Consider the following 15,072-nt stretch of genomic DNA (forward strand, 5'->3'; position numbering starts at 1 on the left):
GGGGGCGCGCGGGTCGCCGCGGCGCGCGGGGCCGTGCGGTGATCCCGGTACGGGCCGCTTCGTGGGTCAGGACGGGGGCCCTGTGACGACCGCGGCGACCGTGGTCCCCGGCGCGAACGCCCCTTCCGCGGCAAGGGTGGTGAGGCCGAGCAGCATCTTGGCGACGTAGAGACGCTCGACGGGCACACCGTGCCGCGCCTCGAAGTCCTCGGCGAATGCCAGCAGTTCAGGGGTCGTACGGCCGTATCCGCCGCAGTGGAAGCGCGGGTCGAGCCGCCAGTGGCCGGTCCGGGCTCCGAACGCCTCGCGCTGGAGCCGCTCCGTCTCCCGCTCCAGGAAGTCCCCGCGCAGGACGGGGAAGCCGATGGCCCTCTGCGTGGCGCCGAGTCCCGCGGCCAGCCCTGCCAGGGTGCCGCCGGTGCCGCAGGCGACGGCCACGCTGTCGGCGGCGCCGCGCAGTTCGCGGCCGAGGCGGGCGCAGCCGCGGGCCGCCAGGGCGTTGCTGCCGCCCTCGGGTATCAGGAAGAAGTCCCCGAACCGCTCGCGCAGCGCGTCCAGCACGTCGGGCTCCGTCTTGCGGCGGTAGGTGGCGCGATCGAGGAACGTGAGGCGCATGCCGTCCGCGGCGCAGCGGGTGAGGGACGGGTTGAGCGGGCGGTCGGCGAGTTCCGCGCCGCGCACCACTCCGATCGTGGAGAGGCCGAGCAGCCGTCCCGCGGCCGCGGTGGCGCGCAGGTGGTTGGAGTAGGCGCCGCCGAAGGTGAGCAGCGCGGTGCGGCCCTGTTCGGCGGCGGCGCGCAGGTTGGGCGTCAGCTTGCGCCACTTGTTGCCGGGGAGCAGCGGGTGGATGAGGTCGTCCCGCTTGAGTAGAAGCCGGATGCCTGCCCGGGCGAACCGTTCGTCCTCGATCTCCTGCAACGGTGACGGCAGCCGTGCGTCGAGCCCTTCCGGGCCGGGGGAGGTCACCGGTACGCGGTCGCCTGGGGAGCTGCTCACCGGGCCATTGTCACGTGCGGCGGGGCAGGCGGGCACGGCACGTGGGGCAGCCGGACGCGGTCAGGGGGCGTGGGGCGCGTGCGCGGCCGAGGACGCGGCCGTACGAGGGCACGACGCCATGCCCGTACGGCGTGGTGCGCCGTACGGGCATGCGCGAGCCGGATCCGGCGCGGCGCCCGCCGCTGGGGCCCTTCGGGCTGTGCGGGACGTCGTGCGGCATCTCCGGCGACCACGCCGACGGCCGGGACGGCGGGACTCGTCGGTGGTGGCGGGATGTGACGCGGACGCGGGCCGGTGGGGGCTCTCAGCCGCGCAGGAAGCCGTCTCCGTGCGTGGCGGCGAAGTTCTCGACGGCCTCCATGGCGCGCTGCGTCTCGTCGGGGGAGCCCTTGCCGTGCTGCTGCGCGTAGTACGCGGAGCCCAGCTTCTTCAGCAGGTCGCCTCCGGCCCGCTGGGCCTGCACCTCGTCGAGCTTCTGCTTGCCCTGCTCGAGCCCGCGCTGGGCCTGCTCCTTGGCGCGGTCCAGGAACCCTGCCATGACTGCCTCCTGCTGATCGGTGCGGCCGGGACGGAGCAAACCCGCCCTCGTCCCTCAGTCCGGACAACGGCTGCGTCGGCGTCCGGGTTCCCCGGGGCTTGACCGGTATGCCGGAATTCGTGACCTTTGGTGTGTTCGGTGCGTGGCGGGGTACGGCTCGCGCGGGCGTGCCCGGGCGCGGGGGAGGGTCCGCCCGAGGCCGAAGCGGAACCGTCGGCCGATGGAAACGGGGGCGGGAACTCCGGATCAGGGCTCTCCCCGGACCGGGGCCATCTATTCCCACTCATTTGTGTAATGGCAGGCCGATGAGCGCGGCTGCCACGATGAACCGGCAGGTGAGAGGCCTGCGTTGAACATGGGGGAGGCGGGGACATGAACACCTTCACTCGGCGCCGCGAGCGTTCCGAGGCCGCGGATCTGCTCGCGAGGTCGCGCAAGGAGGTCGATCCGGAACTGCGGGCGGCGGTGGACTCACTGCCCGCCGCGATGCGGCGCGTGGCTGCCTATCACCTGGGCTGGCAGGACCCGGACGGCATGCCGGGCCCCGGCCATGCGGGTAAGGCGATCCGGCCGGCGCTCGTCCTGGCGGCGACGGAAGCGCTGGGCGGAAGACCTCAGGACGCGGTGCGGGCCGCGGCGGCGGTGGAACTGGTCCACAACTTCACGCTTCTCCACGACGACGTCATCGACCGTGACCACACGCGTCGTCACCGGCCCACCGCCTGGACGGTGTTCGGGGTGTCCGACGCGATCCTCGCGGGGGACGCGCTGCAGTCGCTCGCGCTGCGCATCCTCGCCGGGGATCCGCATCCGGCCGGCGCCGCGGCAGCCGCCCGGCTCGCGGACTGCGTCATCGAACTCTGCGAAGGCCAGCACGACGACTGCGCGTTCGAGCACCGGACCGATGTGACGCTCGAGGAGAGCCTGGCCATGGCGGAGGCCAAGACGGGGGCCCTGCTCGGCTGCGCCTGCGCTCTCGGCGCCCTGTACGCGGGAGCGGACGGCCCCGCCGCCGACGCGATGGACCAGTTCGGCAGACAGGCCGGGCTCGCCTTCCAGCTCATCGACGACCTGATCGGGATCTGGGGCGATCCGGCGACCACGGGCAAACCGGCCGGTGCCGACCTCTCCGCCCGCAAGAAATCACTGCCCGTGGTCGCGGCGCTGACCTCCGGCAGGCCGGGCTCCGCCGAGCTGGCCCGCATGTACGCGGGGGAGGACCCGATGGACGGCGTCGCGCTGCGGAGAGCGGCGGAGGCGGTCGAGCGCGCGGGCGGCCGGGACTGGGCGCAGAGCGAAGCGAGCGTACGGATGGCGGGGGCCATGGACGACCTGGCGATCGCCGTTCCGGATCTCGCACGGGCCGAGGACCTGCTGACACTCGCCGAGTTCGTCACGCGCCGGAACTGCTGAGCGCGCGGCGGCCGGGCGGGGCGCCAGGACGAGGAGGGGGCAAGGACAGAAGCCGGGGAGCCGAGGCCCGGACCGAAACGGGCTGAAAGCAGGGGCTGAAGAGGGCCGGAGCAGGGCGCGCAGAAGGGTGGGCAGAGGGGGCCGGAGCAGGGCGCCGAAGAGGCTGGGAGAGGGCGGGAGCAGGGCTGAGTGAGAGGGCCGGAGGGCTGAACAAGAGGGCCGGAGCAGGCCGATGAGGCGGCCCATGGAGGTGCCGACAGAGGGGGCAAGGACCGGAGGCGGGGCGTCCATCGTCCCGGGGAGGTGATGTCAGTCGCCGCCCCCGCCTCCACCACCTCCGCCGTCACCGCCGCCCCCGCCTCCATCGCTTCCTCCTCCGCCTCCGTCCCAGCCTCCGACGGAGTCCCATTCCCCGCCGCCACCTGGGCCGTTGTCGTACGTGCCGGAGCCCAGGTTGCTGTACCAGGGGTCCGACCAGACCGACTCGCCACGGGAGGGGACGGGGCGGGTGCGGAAGCGCACCGCGCCCGTGCCGTCGCCGAGGCCGAAGGCCGCCGCGACGGCGTGTGCCATGACGGCATCGAGGGGGTCACCGCCCTGATGCCATACGTCGGCGAGCGGCTGGAGCGGCGTGCCCCGGGCCCTGCCGGGCTGCGGCCGGCCGAGGAAGGCGACGGGGCGGCCGTTGCACAGCAGGCGGGAGGTGCGGGCGTCCTCGCGTCTCAACTCCCAGCGCCGGTACGGGATGTCCACGGTGACGGCGCATCTCGACCTCCTCCGGTCCGCCGTGACGGCAAGTGAGGCCGGCACCTCGCCGACGGTGAGCACCAGGCCCCGGTCGCGGATCCGGCGGTCGGGCGAGACGCCGTACGGGGCGCGGAGCCGTACGGCGGGGGCGGACGCGGACCAGACGTCGACCCGTGCCGAGCGGCGGTCGACGGCCACGGCGATCGTGCCCGCGGGCCCCGGGGCGATGCGGCGCGCGATCCACAGGGGCACGCCCTCCGTCCGTGCCACCTCGGTCAGGGCCGCCACGGCTCCCGGCCCGCCGACCCGGCGGACCGCCAACTCGCCCAGGGCATGGGCGAACTCGGCGGCCCGGCGCACCCTGACCGGATGCGTGGAGCCGGAGATGCGCGTGACCGGCACGATCGCGGTGGCCGGACCCAGCGCTGCCAGTGCGCGCACCGTGCCCCCGCCGCCCAGCCAGTGCCCGCTCAGAAAGGCCTCGGCCATGGCGGCCAGGTTCAGCTCCGGCACCGGCGTGTGCCGGCCGCCGATGCGCAGCCGGTCCTCGGTCAGTTCCACGGTCCTGGCCAGTGGATTCCAGGACTCTTCCGCGTAGAGGACTCCACTCATGCCGACCGCCCCCCGATGCCGTCGGGCTCCGCCACTCAGCGCCCGCACGTCGTTGCGTTCAGGGTGCCACGCCGGGGCCGGGACGTCTGGTCTGCGTCACCCGCCACAGCTGCCGCGGCAGGGTGCCCTCCTCGAAGGGATGCACTTCGCGCAGCTCCCACCCTTCCGCGAGGGAGTCGACGAGCTCGCGGTCGAAGAAGTGGACGGTGAAACCGCCGTGCTCGTAGCGGGAGTCACCGTGCGACGTGCCCATGCCGTGGTGCGCGTCGCCGGTGTGCCGGACCGTGTAGACGAAGACCCCTCCAGGACGCAGGACGCGCGCCACCTCGGCGACGAGGGCGCGGATCTCCTCGGTCGAGAGCGCCATGGACAGCAGCATGTGCGCGTGGACCGCGTCGACGGAGGCGTCGGGCAGCGGAAGGGGATCCCGTACGTCGTGTTCCAGGGTCTCCACGCGTTCGGCCAGGCCCTCCGCCTCAGCACGCTCGCGCAGCAGCCCGAGGCCGGCGGAGCTGAAGTCGGCGGCGGTGACGTCGAATCCGGCGCGCGCCAGATAGAGCGCGTCGCGCCCGTGCCCGGCGCCCAGCTCCAGGACCGTACGGGCCCCGGCCTTGCGGAAGGTGATGGCGGCGTGGACGGCCGGCTCGGAGGGCTGCTGCCCGTAGAGGTCCGGGTGCGCCTGGTACGTCTCCTGCCAGTGCCGGTGCTGATCCGCGACGCGTTCGGTTCCGGGCCCGTGCGAGCGGAAGGCGAGCCCGGGGTAGGTGACGACCAGCCCGTCCCGGTCGAGCTCCAGGTCGGCCGTGAAGTCCTCCGAGGTGAACCGCACCAGCGCGCCGTGCTCCGTGGCCTCCAGGTGCGTGTACGTCTGGGGCGACGGCGTCACGGTCAGGTCGGGGACGGACACCCAGGCCATCAGGAAGTCGTGCTCCCCGGGACCCGTGTGCAGCCCGTGCCGCAGGACGGGCATGGCGTTGGTCAGCGGGGACAGCCCGAGATCGCAGTCGTCGGCGCCCGTCACATCGGGCAGCGGCTCCCCGTTCGCCGTCCACCGGCCGTCCTCGTCACGCCGCAGGTCCAGGCTGCGGGACGCGCCGGACGCGGTGTCGGAGGTGACGAACAGACGGCGCGTCACATAGGCGTCGCCGGTCTCCAGCTCGTAGGTCATCCAGTAGGGCTCGGGCACGGTGCCGACGACGCGGCCGCGGGCGCGCAGGACGGTTCCCGAGACCTCGGTCCATGCCGTCTCGAACCCTCCGCTCCCGGTGACCCGCCAGGTCACCCCGTGCGGCCGACCGGTCATCGTGCCCTCCCTCTCCGTCCGTGCGGTGCCTGGCCGCCGTGCTCGTGGTCCACAGGTCCGATGCTCGCACCACCGGACGCGGAATGCGTGTGGCTGCTGCGACGGAAAGTGCCGGTTGGATACGTTCTGCGCGGGCGGGGCCGACGGCCCACGTTCCGGAATTCGAGAACGCCGGACGACGGGAACTCCGCGAACACCGGGAACCCCGGAACCCCGGAGCTCCGGGAACGCCGGGGAATCGTCTGCCGCCCGGATGTCGAGGACGGGCCCCCGGCTCCGACGTCTCCTTGAGAGAGGCGCCCCGGGAGGGCGCCGCCACGGACGAGGGTTGAGGAGAGAGACCATGAAGTACCTGGTGATGGTGCTCGCCAAGCAGTCCGACTACGACGCGATGCAGGGCAAGGGCCAGGACGGGCCCGCCTGGACGCAGTCCGAGCTCACGGCGATGTTCGAGCACATGGGGGCGATCAACAACGACCTGGCCGAGGCGGGCGAACTGGTCGACGCGAACGGCCTGGCCGAGCCCGCCCAGGCCAAGCTGGTGACGGCGTCGCAGGACGGCCGGCCCGTGGTGACGGACGGGCCGTACGGGGAGAGCAAGGAAGTGCTGGCCGGGTACTGGGTCATCGACGTCGAGAACATCGACCGCGCCACCGAGATCGCTGCCCGTGCGTACTCCTGCCCCCAGCCCGAGGGCGTCCCGTACTACCCCGTGATCGTGCACCCGCTCGACGAGGGCGGCGGCACCGAGATGTGAGCCGAACGCGAGCGGCAGCGGCCGTACACGCGCACGGTGACCAGCAGGCGTACGAGCGGGGCCGCACGCGCGCACGGTCACGAGCGGCCGTACGAGCGTGCCGTACCAGCAGCCGTACGACCGCCGGTGACGAGCGAGCCAGGGACGACGCGGGGAGCGAGGACGCATGAACCGATCACGGAGCGGGACATGACCGGGCCGGACGGCGGCGGGGCCGAGGATCTGATGCGGGCCCTGGCGCCGCAGGTCCTCGGCGCCCTCGTACGGCGGTACGGGCACTTCGACACCGCGGAGGACGCCGTGCAGGAGGCGCTGCTCGCCGCGTCCGTGCAGTGGCCGGAGGAGGGCGTTCCGGCCAACCCCCGCGGCTGGCTGATCCGGGTGGCCTCACGCCGCCTGACCGATCTGCTGCGGAGCGAGCAGGCGCGCCGCCGCCGCGAGGAGAACGCCGCGGCGCTGACCCCGCAGGACGAGTTCGTGGCCCCGCCCCCGGGCGAGGCCCGTGCCCCGAGCGAGGAGGACACCCTCACCCTCCTCTTCCTGTGCTGTCATCCCGCGCTCACCCAGTCCTCGCGGATCGCGCTCACCCTGCGGGCGGTCGGCGGTCTGACGACGGCGGAGATCGCCCGCGCGTTCCTCGTGCCCGAGGCGACGATGGCCCAGCGCATCAGCCGCGCGAAGCAGCGCATCAAGGCATCGGGCGCCCGCTTCCGGCAGCCGGAGGAGGGCGAGGAGCGCACGGAACGGCTCGCCGCCGTCCTCCACGTCCTCTACCTGATATTCAACGAGGGCTACACGGCGACCTCCGGTACCAGCCTGCACCGCACCGACCTGGCCGTGGAGGCGATCCGCCTCACCCGCTCCGTCCGCGCGCTGCTGCCGCACGACGGTGAAGTGACCGCGCTCCTGGCGCTGATGCTGCTCACCGACGCCCGGCGCCCGGCCCGTACGGAGAGCGACGGGTCCCTGGTCCCGCTGGCCGACCAGGACCGGACCCTGTGGAGCCGTGAGGCGATCGACGAGGGGCTGGCTCTGCTCACCGCGGCCGCGTCCCTCCGCGGCGAGCCCGTCGGCCCGTACCAGCTCCAGGCGGCGATCGCCGCGGTCCACGACGAGGCGGTGCACGCCGAGGACACCGACTGGCAGGAGATCCTGGCGCTCTACGCGTTGCTGGCGCGACTCTCACCGGGCCCCATGGTGACGCTGAACCATGCCGTCGCCGTCGCGATGGTGGACGGTCCGCGGGCGGGTCTCGCGATGCTCCGGTCGATCGAGGCCGACGACCGTCTGGCGGGCCATCACCGCCTGGAGGCCGTCCGCGCCCACCTGTTGGAGATGGCGGGGGAGACGGAGGCGGCGCGCGCGGCGTACGGGAACGCCGCCCGTCTGACGCTGAGCACGCCCGAACGCCGTTACCTCCAGGCCCGTGCGGCCCGCCTGGCCTGAGCCGGGCCCCGTGCCCACGCGCCCGGTACGCGGGCCCCGACGCCCCCCCATGAAAGAGCCCCCGCACATGACCGCACCCGGACCGCGCGGACCGAAGGGGTAGGAGTCCGCGTGGTCCGGGTGCGGACCGTGTGGGTTCTGCGGTACGAAGGACCGCAGGTCTGCTGGTGCGACCTCGCCCGATCAGGCGTTCTTGGTCTCCCAGAAGATCTTGTCGATCTCGGCGATCAGGTCCAGCAGCTTCTGGCCGGTGGCCGGGTCGGACGAACCCTTGGTGGCGCTGGCGGCCTTCAGGGCGTCGTTCACCAGCTGGTGGAGCTGCGGGTACTTCTCGAAGTGCGGCGGCTTGAAGTAGTCGCTCCACAGCACGGAGATGTGGTGCTTCGCGAGCTCCGCGCGCTGCTCCTTGATGACAATGGCGCGGGCCCGGAACTGCTGGTCCTCGTTGGCCTGGTACTTCTCCTGGATGGCCTTGACGGACTCGGCCTCGATCCGGGCCTGTGCCGGGTCGTAGACACCGCAGGGCAGGTCGCAGTGGGCACTGACCCGCACCTTCGGGGCGAACAGGCGGGAGAGCATAGAGCTGTCCTTCCTCGTGATCGTCTTCTCATGGGGGAGATTACTCCCTGGGAGAGTTGATTTTGCGAGTGCCCCAGGGGGCCTAGGACAAAAGTCCGGTGCCAGGCTGGGTACTGGTGGAGGAACGGACAGGAGCCGGGAGGTGCCGGATGCCGGAAGGTGGCCGGTGGCAGGGCTATGAGGACGGGCGCGAGCCGGAGCAGGGCGGCGACCGGCGGTCGGCCACGCCCTTCGGGCTGGCCGATGTGGTCGGCCCCTCGATGGTTCCGACCCTGCGGCCGGGCGACCGGCTCGTGATCCAGTACGGTGCGCCGGTCCGCCCCGGCGACGTCATCGTGCTCCGCCATCCGATGCAGCAGGACCTGCTGATCGTCAAACGCGCCGCCGAGCGGCGCGACGGCGGCTGGTGGGTGCTGGGCGACAACCCGTACGCGGAGAGCGACAGCCGCGAATTCGGCACCGTGCCCGAGGAGTTCGTGCTCGCCCGCGCGCGGGTGCGGCTGCGCCCGCCCGGCGTGCGGAACGGTCAGCGGTCGCCGGTGGCGCTCCTCGCCTGGGTCTTCTCGGCCGTCCGCCCCGTACGGTCCGCCCGCCGGCTGCGGTCGGCCGCGTCCGCGTCCGCGCGCGAGGCCCGCTCCTCGGTCTCCAAGCGCTTGCGGGCGCGGTAGGCGGCGACGTTGGCGCGGGTCGCGCAGCGGTCGGAGCAGTAGCGCCGTGACCGGTTCGTCGAGGTGTCGAGGTAGGCGTTGCGGCAAGGCGCGGCCCGGCAGATGCCCAGTCGGTCGACGCCCAGATCGGTGAGCTGGAAGGCGAGCCCCATGGCGGCGGTGGCGGCATAGCCGGCGGTCGCGTTCGCGGGGTGGTCGGCGATGTGCATGTGCCACTTGGGGCGGCCGTCGTCGTCGCGGAACTCGTGCCCGGAGACCTGCGGGCTCACCGGGAACTCCATCAGCAGGGCGTTGAGCAGGTCCACCGCCCGTACCTCGTCGCCCTCGTCGGCGGCCTCGAAGACCGAGCGGAGCCGGGCCCGTACGGCACGCAGCCGGGTCACGTCGGACTCGTTCGCGCGGCGGGCCGCCTGGGAGGCGGCGCCGAAGAGAGCCCGGACCGCATCGACCGAGGTCAGCTCGTCCTGGCCGCGGGCGGGGTCCTCGCTGTTGACGAGGCGCACCGCGTAGTCCGAGTAATAGGCCAGTTCCACTTGTAGTCCTTACGGATGCGGTCTAGTGTCGGGCGCGGCCGACGTAACGGCCGATGATGCTTCGAGGGTATTACGTCTGCGCGCGAGGTGGAGGGGTACGGCATGACGGAGACAGCGGCCCGCGCCGACTGGGGGGCCTGGCAGGCCAGTTGGGACCGCCAGCAGGAGTGGTACATCCCGGACCGCGAGGAGCGGTTCCGGGTGATGCTCGACATGGTCGAGGCGCTCGTGGGTCCCGAACCCAGGGTGCTGGACCTCGCGTGCGGGACGGGCTCCATCTCCGCCCGCGTGCTGCGCCGCTTCCCCGGCGCCGTCACCACCGGCGTCGACCTCGACCCGGCGCTCCTGGCCATCGCCCGCGGCACCTTCGAGGGCGAGCCCCGCGCGGAGTTCGTCACCGCCGACCTCACCGACCCTGCCTGGACGGAGAAGCTCCCGCACGGCGGTTACGACGCCGTCCTCACCGCGACCGCGCTGCACTGGCTGCGCACCGACCCGCTCCGGACGCTGTACGGGCAGATCGCCGGCGTCCTCCGCGACGGCGGGGCCTTCCTCAACGCCGACCACATGCCCGAGCCGTCCACGCCCCGTATCAACGAGGCCGAGCGGGCGTTCCGGCATGCGCGGCAGGAGCGGGAGAGGGCGACGGGCGTCCAGGACTGGGCCGACTGGTGGCGCGACGTGGCGGCCGATCCGGTCCTGGCCGGTCCGGCGGCCGAGCGCTTCACGATCTTCGGCAACCCGATCGAGGGCGACCACGCGGACGGGGAGGTGCAGCCCGCCTCCTGGCACGCAGAGGCCCTGCGCGCGGCGGGCTTCGCCGAGGCGCGGCAGGTGTGGTGCTCCCCGGCGGACGCGCTCGTCCTCGGGCTGAAGTAGCGGAACGGCCGGAGCGGCCGACTCACCGAACGCTTCTCCGGCAGCCCCTGGACGGGCAGGACCACGCCGGAGCGGCGCAACGCGAGGAGCCCTCCGCGGCACACGCTGCGGAGGGCTCCCTGTGCATTCCGTACCGGCGGCTACAGCACCTTCGAGAGGAACGACTTGGTGCGCTCGTGCTGGGGGTCGGTGAGGACGTCGCGCGGGTGGCCCGACTCGACCACCACACCGTCGTCCATGAACACCAGCGCGTCGCCGACCTCGCGGGCGAAGCCCATCTCGTGGGTCACCACGATCATGGTCATGCCGTCCTCGGCCAGCCCGCGCATGACGTCCAGGACGTCACCCACCAGCTCCGGGTCCAGCGCCGACGTCGGCTCGTCGAAGAGCATCAGCTTCGGCTCCATGGCCAGGGCCCGGGCGATGGCCACCCGCTGCTGCTGGCCGCCGGAGAGCTGGGACGGGTAGTTGGAAGCCTTGTCGCTCAGGCCCACCCGGTCCAGCAGAGCCACGGCCCGCTCCCGCGCCACCGCCCTGGTCTCGCCCTTCACCTGCATCGGGGCTTCCATGACGTTGGCCAGGGCGGTCATGTGCGGGAACAGGTTGAAGCGCTGGAAGACCATGCCGATGTCGCGCCGCTTGAGGGCGACTTCGCTGTCCTTCAGCTCGTAGAGCTTGTCGCCCTTCTGCCGGTAGCCGACCAGTTCGCCGTCGACGTAGAGCCGCCCGGCGTTGATCTTCTCCAGGTGGTTGATGCACCGCAGGAAGGTCGACTTGCCGGAACCGGACGGACCGATCAGGCAGAACACCTCACGGGGCGCGACCTCGAGGTCGATGCCCTTCAGGATGTGCGCCGGGCCGAACGACTTGTGCACGCCCTCGGCCTTGACCATCGCGCTCATGCGCCACCTCCGGCCGGACGGCCCTTGAAAAGCGCCAGATTCGTCTTGATCTTCTGGAACGGGGTGGGCGGCAGGCTGCGCACGGTACCCCGAGCGTAGTACCGCTCCAGGTAGTACTGACCGACGCTGAAGACGCTGGTCAGGACCAGGTACCAGAACACGGCGAGGAAGAGCATCTCCACCACGGCGCCCGAGGTCTGGCCGATGTCCTGGGTGGACCGCAGCAACTCGGGGTACTGACAGGCGCTCGCCGCGAGCGACGAGGTCTTCAGCATGTTCAGGAACTCGTTGCCGGTCGGCGGCACGATGACGCGCATCGCCTGCGGCAGCACGACCCGGCGCAGCGTCTTGCCGTGGGTCATGCCCAGCGCGTGCGACGCCTCGCTCTGGCCTTCGTCGACCGACTGGATGCCGGCCCGGACGATCTCCGACATGTACGCGGCCTCGTTCAGGCCGAGACCGAGCAGAGCGGCCATGAACGGGGTCATGAAGTCGCTCATCTCGTCCCGGTAGAACCCCAGGTTGATGTAGGGGAAGACCAGGGCGAGGTTGAACCACAGGATGAGCTGGACGAACACCGGGGTGCCGCGGAAGAACCAGATGTAGCCCCAGGCCACCGAGGAGGTGACCGGGTTCTTGGACAGCCGCATCACGGCCAGCACGATGCCCAGCACGAGGCCGACCGCCATGGACAGGACCGAGATGAGCACGGTCCGCCACAGGCCCTCCAGCACGCTGGAGTCGAACATGAAGTCCGGGATGGCCGCCCAGTTGATGTCGGCGCCGGCGAAGGCGTTGATCAGCAGCGCCAGCAGGCCGAGTACGATGAGGCCGGAAACCCAGCGGCCGTAGTGCCGGACGGGGATCGCCTTGATGGTTTCAGGCTGCGGGCCCGGCGGCGGGGTGTCCTCCGGGCCCGTTTTGTCGAGGGGAACAGTCACGGGTGATGCCTTTCAGCGTTCCTTCGGGCCGTACGAATCCTTCAGGAAGGTCGTACGGGTGTCAGGAGCCGCCGTTGATCTTGATCTCCTTGATCGCGCCGTCCTGGACCGCCCACTTCTTCATGATCTTGTCGTACTCGCCGTTCTTGATGGTCGCTTCCAGGGCGGCCTTGAGGGCGTCGCGGAGCTGGGTGTTCTTCTTGCCGACCGCGATGCCGTACGGCGCGGCCTCGACCTGCTCGCCGACGATCTCGAAGTCCTTGCCGCCGCCGGAGGTCTTCACCGCGTAGGCCGCGACGGGGAAGTCGCTGGCGCCCGCGTCGGCGCCGCCCGCGCGCAGGCGGGTCTGGGCCTCGACGTCGGTGTCGAACGCCTCGATCGGGATGGCCTTGTCGCCGGCCTTGGTGCACTTCTGCGACTGGCTCTTGGCGAGGTCGTGCGAGACGGTGCCGCGCTGGACGACGATCGTCTTTCCGCAGAGGTCCTCCCAGGTCTTGATCCCCTGGGTCTGGCCCTTCTTGGTGTAGATCGAAACACCGGCGGAGAAGTAGTCGACGAAGTCGACGCCCTCGAAGATCTTCTTTCCGGTCTCCGGGTCGATTCCGTTCTGCCGGTCCTTGGTGTCCGTCATGGCGGACATGGCGACCTGGTACCGGCCGGAACGCATACCGGTGAGCAGAGTGTCGAAGGTGCCGTTCTGGAACTCGAACTTCACGCCGAGTTCCTTGCCCATCGCGTCGGCCAGGTCGGGGTCGATCCCGACCGTCTTGCCGCCCTCCTTGAACTCCACCGGCGGGTAGGCGATGTCCGAGCCGACCTGGATGACCTTGGACTTCTGGATGTCCTCGGGCAGCTTGGAGAACAGGGGCGCTTCGGCGCCCGAGGCGGTCGAGTCGCCGCTGCCGCCGCTTTCCGTCTGGTCGCCGCATGCGGTGAGCAGCAGGGCGCCCGCGACCGCGATCGCGCCGGCGGCGGCCATCCGGGACCTGGCAGCGGCCGTACGACCAGTGTTGCTTGCGGTCATTGCTGGTTCCTCCTGCGAGTGAGGGAGTAGCCGATAGGTCGGGGCACACATCATCGAGTGTCGCGACCTCGTGTGATTGAGGCATCTTGCCATCCGGACGGCTCCGAACAGGGGGCCAGCCATGTCAAAATCGGATAACGGGCGTTCCCGTCACCAGGTCCACGTAAGCGCAATTCGTGCGCGGCTCGCGACTGTCCGGAGTGGTGGCCGACGAGGGCGACTCCATTGCGTGATATGTCTCCCGGCCGGATGGCGGGGCCGAAAGAGTTGAGGTCGTACCGCCGCGTGACGAAAGCGACTCGTCCATGTCAGCGGTCGTGCGGTAGAAACGGTGGTTACACCCCTCACCCGGGGCTCAGGGCGCGTGTGCGGCGTGCCCGGCGTCCGTTTCGATTCCGCGCAGCGGCTCATCCGCCGCGTAGGACTTCCGGACGCGTGCCCGCCCGCTCCTCAATCCTGGGGCGGCTACCCTCGCTAGAAAACAGACATAAGGGGTCAAAAAAGTGGCAGCGGAGATCGTGAATCCTCGCAGCGATAGCGATTCGACGGATGACGGCGAGCCTTTCGATCCGGCTTTCGCCCTCCACCGCGGCGGCAAGATGGCCGTCCAGGCGACCGTTCCGGTCCGCGACAAGGACGATCTGTCCCTCGCCTACACGCCCGGTGTGGCCAAGGTGTGCAGCGCCATCGCGGAGAAGCCGGAACTCGTCCACGAATACACGTGGAAGTCTCAGGTCGTGGCCGTCGTCACCGACGGCAGTGCGGTGCTCGGGCTGGGTGACATCGGGCCCGAGGCGTCGCTTCCGGTGATGGAGGGCAAGGCGATCCTCTTCAAGCAGTTCGGCGGCGTGGACGCGGTCCCGATCGCCCTGGACTGCCGGGACGCCGACGACATCGTGGAGACGGTCGTCCGCATGGCGCCGTCCTTCGGCGGGGTGAACCTCGAGGACATCTCCGCGCCGCGCTGCTTCGAGATCGAGCGCAAGCTCCAGGAGCGCCTGGACATCCCGGTTTTCCACGACGACCAGCACGGCACGGCCGTCGTCACGCTCGCCGCACTGCGCAACGCCGCCCAGATCACCGGGCGTACGCTCGGGCAGCTGAAGGCCGTGATCTCCGGCGCCGGCGCCGCGGGCGTCGCGATCGCCCGGATCCTGATCGAGGCGGGCATCGGCGACGTCGTCGTCTGCGACCGCAAGGGCGTCGTCAGCGCGGACCGCGAGGACCTCACGGATGTGAAGCGGGAGCTGTCCGGCTTCACCAACAAGGCGGGAATCACCGGCTCGCTGGAGTCGGCGCTCGAGGGGGCCGACGTCTTCATCGGGGTCTCCGGCGGCACGGTCCCGGAGTCGGCTGTCGCCACGATGGCGAAGGACTCGCTCATCTTCGCCATGGCCAACCCGAACCCGGAGATCCACCCGGACGTCGCGCACAAGTACGCGGCCGTGGTCGCCACCGGCCGCAGCGACTTCCCGAACCAGATCAACAACGTGCTGGCCTTCCCCGGGATCTTCGCGGGCGCCCTGCAGGTGCGCGCCTCGCGGATCACGGAGGGCATGAAGCTGGCCGCGGCCGAGGCTCTGGCGGCCGTGGTGGCGGACGAGCTGAGCGCGGAGAAGGTCATTCCGTCGCCGTTCGACGAGCGTGTGGCCCCCGCGGTCACCGCGGCGGTGGCCGCGGCCGCCCGCGCGGAGGGCGTCGCCCGCCGCTAGCGGTCACGCGCGCAGCAGGTCC

The 15,072-nt window shown here is 71.4% G+C and carries 14 protein-coding genes and 1 pseudogene; 6 read left to right on the forward strand and 9 right to left on the reverse strand.

Going from position 1 to position 15,072, the window contains the following annotated elements; all coding sequences use genetic code 11:
- Window positions 1–66 precede the first annotated feature (66 nt).
- On the reverse strand, window positions 67–966 hold the full coding sequence (locus tag ABZ822_RS03200; protein ID WP_360847000.1) for a pyridoxal-phosphate dependent enzyme: 900 nt from the start codon (window positions 964–966) through the stop codon (window positions 67–69).
- 334 nt (window positions 967–1,300) lie between these two features.
- Complete coding sequence (locus ABZ822_RS03205) at window positions 1,301–1,534, reverse strand: hypothetical protein (protein WP_360846166.1); 234 nt, start codon at window positions 1,532–1,534, stop codon at window positions 1,301–1,303.
- Between the two features lie 372 nt (window positions 1,535–1,906).
- Between ABZ822_RS03205 and ABZ822_RS03210 the strand changes: the two genes are divergently transcribed.
- Window positions 1,907–2,947, forward strand: a complete 1,041-nt coding sequence (locus ABZ822_RS03210; RefSeq protein ID WP_360846168.1) for a family 2 encapsulin nanocompartment cargo protein polyprenyl transferase — start codon at window positions 1,907–1,909, stop codon at window positions 2,945–2,947.
- Between the two features lie 309 nt (window positions 2,948–3,256).
- On the opposite strand, the gene ABZ822_RS03215 is transcribed toward ABZ822_RS03210, so the two are convergent.
- Together ABZ822_RS03215 and ABZ822_RS03220 are read right to left on the reverse strand one after the other, a co-directional pair.
- A complete protein-coding gene (locus ABZ822_RS03215; RefSeq protein ID WP_360846170.1) occupies window positions 3,257–4,306 on the reverse strand; it encodes a hypothetical protein in 1,050 nt (349 codons plus the stop codon).
- A gap of 58 nt (window positions 4,307–4,364) precedes the next feature.
- Entirely contained in the window at window positions 4,365–5,609 is a 1,245-nt protein-coding gene (locus ABZ822_RS03220) for a putative glycolipid-binding domain-containing protein (protein WP_360846172.1), read from the reverse strand.
- 343 nt (window positions 5,610–5,952) lie between these two features.
- Between ABZ822_RS03220 and ABZ822_RS03225 the strand changes: the two genes are divergently transcribed.
- Window positions 5,953–6,366 carry a YciI family protein gene (locus tag ABZ822_RS03225; RefSeq protein ID WP_360846174.1) on the forward strand — a complete coding sequence of 138 codons (414 nt, stop codon included), beginning with the start codon at window positions 5,953–5,955 and terminating at the stop codon, window positions 6,364–6,366.
- Between the two features lie 189 nt (window positions 6,367–6,555).
- Window positions 6,556–7,812 (forward strand): sigma-70 family RNA polymerase sigma factor, encoded by a 1,257-nt coding sequence (locus ABZ822_RS03230; RefSeq protein ID WP_360846175.1) that lies wholly within the window; start codon window positions 6,556–6,558, stop codon window positions 7,810–7,812.
- Window positions 7,813–7,995: 183 nt separating this feature from the next.
- Here ABZ822_RS03230 and sodN read toward each other — a convergent pair whose 3' ends face one another.
- A complete protein-coding gene (gene sodN, locus ABZ822_RS03235) occupies window positions 7,996–8,391 on the reverse strand; it encodes a superoxide dismutase, Ni (RefSeq protein WP_360846177.1) in 396 nt (131 codons plus the stop codon).
- A 149-nt stretch (window positions 8,392–8,540) separates the two neighbouring features.
- Here sodN and sodX point away from each other — a divergent pair.
- Window positions 8,541–8,984: pseudogene (gene sodX / locus ABZ822_RS03240) on the forward strand (nickel-type superoxide dismutase maturation protease); the annotation flags it as partial.
- Here the strand turns inward: sodX and ABZ822_RS03245 are convergent.
- The gene (locus ABZ822_RS03245; RefSeq protein WP_360846179.1) at window positions 8,918–9,592 is read right to left on the reverse strand and encodes a CGNR zinc finger domain-containing protein; all 675 of its coding nucleotides are present in this window, start codon (window positions 9,590–9,592) and stop codon (window positions 8,918–8,920) included. The pseudogene sodX and the gene ABZ822_RS03245 overlap by 67 nt on opposite strands.
- A 102-nt stretch (window positions 9,593–9,694) precedes the next feature.
- Between ABZ822_RS03245 and ABZ822_RS03250 the strand changes: the two genes are divergently transcribed.
- Window positions 9,695–10,471, forward strand: a complete 777-nt coding sequence (locus ABZ822_RS03250; RefSeq protein ID WP_360846181.1) for a class I SAM-dependent methyltransferase — start codon at window positions 9,695–9,697, stop codon at window positions 10,469–10,471.
- Window positions 10,472–10,611: 140 nt separating this feature from the next.
- Here ABZ822_RS03250 and ABZ822_RS03255 read toward each other — a convergent pair whose 3' ends face one another.
- The 3 genes from ABZ822_RS03255 to ABZ822_RS03265 form a co-directional block, all read right to left on the reverse strand.
- Window positions 10,612–11,373, reverse strand: a complete 762-nt coding sequence (locus ABZ822_RS03255) for an amino acid ABC transporter ATP-binding protein (protein ID WP_360846183.1) — start codon at window positions 11,371–11,373, stop codon at window positions 10,612–10,614.
- Window positions 11,370–12,314 (reverse strand): amino acid ABC transporter permease, encoded by a 945-nt coding sequence (locus ABZ822_RS03260; RefSeq protein ID WP_360846185.1) that lies wholly within the window; start codon window positions 12,312–12,314, stop codon window positions 11,370–11,372. The genes ABZ822_RS03255 and ABZ822_RS03260 overlap by 4 nt, the downstream gene beginning before the upstream one ends.
- 61 nt (window positions 12,315–12,375) lie before the next feature.
- Window positions 12,376–13,338 carry an ABC transporter substrate-binding protein gene (locus ABZ822_RS03265; RefSeq protein WP_360846187.1) on the reverse strand — a complete coding sequence of 321 codons (963 nt, stop codon included), beginning with the start codon at window positions 13,336–13,338 and terminating at the stop codon, window positions 12,376–12,378.
- 503 nt (window positions 13,339–13,841) lie between these two features.
- Here ABZ822_RS03265 and ABZ822_RS03270 point away from each other — a divergent pair.
- On the forward strand, window positions 13,842–15,050 hold the full coding sequence (locus ABZ822_RS03270) for an NADP-dependent malic enzyme (RefSeq protein WP_360846189.1): 1,209 nt from the start codon (window positions 13,842–13,844) through the stop codon (window positions 15,048–15,050).
- Window positions 15,051–15,072: the final 22 nt, after the last annotated feature.

Source organism: Streptomyces sp. NPDC047108 (genome assembly GCF_040643575.1).
GTDB lineage: Bacteria > Actinomycetota > Actinomycetes > Streptomycetales > Streptomycetaceae > Streptomyces.

Bases quoted from the DNA above. Each gene is read 5' to 3' on its own strand.
- ABZ822_RS03230 (WP_360846175.1), top strand. From the start codon at position 6,556: ATGACCGGGCCGGACGGCGGCGGGGCCGAGGATCTGATGCGGGCCCTG.
- ABZ822_RS03205 (WP_360846166.1), bottom strand. From the start codon at position 1,534: ATGGCAGGGTTCCTGGACCGCGCCAAGGAGCAGGCCCAGCGCGGGCTC.
- ABZ822_RS03250 (WP_360846181.1), top strand. From the start codon at position 9,695: ATGACGGAGACAGCGGCCCGCGCCGACTGGGGGGCCTGGCAGGCCAGT.
- ABZ822_RS03215 (WP_360846170.1), bottom strand. From the start codon at position 4,306: ATGAGTGGAGTCCTCTACGCGGAAGAGTCCTGGAATCCACTGGCCAGG.
- ABZ822_RS03255 (WP_360846183.1), bottom strand. From the start codon at position 11,373: ATGAGCGCGATGGTCAAGGCCGAGGGCGTGCACAAGTCGTTCGGCCCG.
- ABZ822_RS03210 (WP_360846168.1), top strand. From the start codon at position 1,907: ATGAACACCTTCACTCGGCGCCGCGAGCGTTCCGAGGCCGCGGATCTG.
- ABZ822_RS03220 (WP_360846172.1), bottom strand. From the start codon at position 5,609: ATGACCGGTCGGCCGCACGGGGTGACCTGGCGGGTCACCGGGAGCGGA.
- ABZ822_RS03265 (WP_360846187.1), bottom strand. From the start codon at position 13,338: ATGACCGCAAGCAACACTGGTCGTACGGCCGCTGCCAGGTCCCGGATG.
- ABZ822_RS03225 (WP_360846174.1), top strand. From the start codon at position 5,953: ATGAAGTACCTGGTGATGGTGCTCGCCAAGCAGTCCGACTACGACGCG.
- sodN (WP_360846177.1), bottom strand. From the start codon at position 8,391: ATGCTCTCCCGCCTGTTCGCCCCGAAGGTGCGGGTCAGTGCCCACTGC.